This is a genomic window from Streptomyces sp. RP5T (genome assembly GCF_003933965.1).
Lineage (GTDB): Bacteria > Actinomycetota > Actinomycetes > Streptomycetales > Streptomycetaceae > Streptomyces.
On sequence record NZ_RSAJ01001039.1, the window covers coordinates 1 to 1,563 of the forward strand.

Consider the following 1,563-nt stretch of genomic DNA (forward strand, 5'->3'; position numbering starts at 1 on the left):
GGTTGGCGGTGGCCTCCAGGAGCGCCCGCACCTGGGCGGCGCTCGGGCGGCGTGCCGGGTCCTTCTGGAGGAGGCCGTTGATGGCGTCGGCGAGCGGGCCCAGCGCCGTGGCGGGCGGCGCGGGCATGGTGTTCAGGACGGACTGGAGGGTCGCGGGCGTGTTGCTGCGGCGGAACGGCGAGACGCCCTCCGTCGCCGCGTACAGGACCACGCCGAGGGACCAGAGGTCGGAGGCGGGTCCCGGACGCTGGCCCAGCACCCGCTCGGGAGCGATGAACTCGGGCGAGCCGACGAACCCGCCGGTGTCGGTCAGACTCGTCTCGCCCTCGATCTGCGCGATGCCGAAGTCGGTGAGGACGACCCGGTCGTGGCGACCGAGCAGGACGTTGTCCGGTTTCACATCCCTGTGCAGGATGCCGGCCGCGTGCGCGGCCTCCAGCGCGCCCAGCACCTCAAGGCCGATTCTCGCCGCTTCCCGCGCCCCGAGCGTGCCCTCCTGCAGCACATCGCCCAGCGAACGCCCCTGCACCAGCTCCATCACGATCCACGGCCGGCCGTCCACGACCGCCACATCGTGCACGTTCACGACAGCGGGGTGATCGAGCCGGGCCGCGGCCCGCGCCTCCCGCCGCATGCGCTCGAAGGCGTTTCCCCGTTCGCGTTCAGGAAGATGGTCCGGAACGCGGGGTTCCTTGACGGCCACCTCGCGGTCCACCGTCTCGTCCTTGGCCCGCCACACCGTCCCCATACCACCGTGCCCGAGCTTGGCGAGCAGGCGGTACCGGCCCGCGACGAGCCGGCCCACGCCCGACTCCGGCTGAGGGGGCCTGGGAGGTTGCAGAACATAACTCGTCGTCTCGTCGGACTCGTGGCCGACTCCCCCGCTGCTGCTCATGGGTTCATCCATATCGCGCCAGACCCGCACGCATCCAGAGGTGACGCGTTCCGGTCACAGACCCGTGACGTATCCCTACGGCACCGTGAACGTGTCGACGGCCACGTCGAAGTGCTCCCTGGCCTCCCGCGCCTGCCCGACCGGCGCCGACACCCACACGTCGTACAGCCGCCCGTTCTCCTCCCAGCACAGGTCGTAGGTGTGCCGGGCGCCCTCGGCCGCGCTGAAGCCGTCCCAGGTGAACTCCCAGAAGGCGGCGGGGTGTCCGCGGTGCGTGACCGAGGTGACCCGGCCGTCGCGGTACCCGGGGTTGGCCTCCGGGCCCTTGGCGGCCGCGCGCCGCATCACACCCAGCGGGCCGCCGGGCTGGGGGGCGGTGACCTTGACGCCGAGGCGGAAGGTCTCCTCGGCCGACAGGTAGAAGACCCGCTCCCCCTGCGGCTCACGGGTGAACCCGTCGGGCACGGCGAGCGCGAACCCGGCCGGGTCCCGGACCGCCTGGTACCCGGAGGGCGCGGACGGCAGGGTCACGGAGGGAGCGGGCTCGTCCGTGGCGCCGGAGCCGCTCGCGGACGTCCCGGGCGCCGAACCACCCGTCGTCGGACCACCCGTCGCGGAACTGCTCGCCGTCGCGCTGCCCGTCGCCGAACCGCCCCCAACCGTACGGC

The 1,563-nt window shown here is 73.1% G+C and carries 1 protein-coding gene and 1 pseudogene; both read right to left on the reverse strand.

The window, feature by feature from the left end:
• The coding region (locus EHS43_RS44265; RefSeq protein WP_148104328.1) for a serine/threonine-protein kinase at positions 1–895 on the reverse strand (895 nt) is incomplete at its 3' end.
• A gap of 75 nt (positions 896–970) precedes the next feature.
• Positions 971–1,563 (reverse strand): annotated as a pseudogene (locus EHS43_RS44270) (serine/threonine protein kinase); the annotation flags it as partial.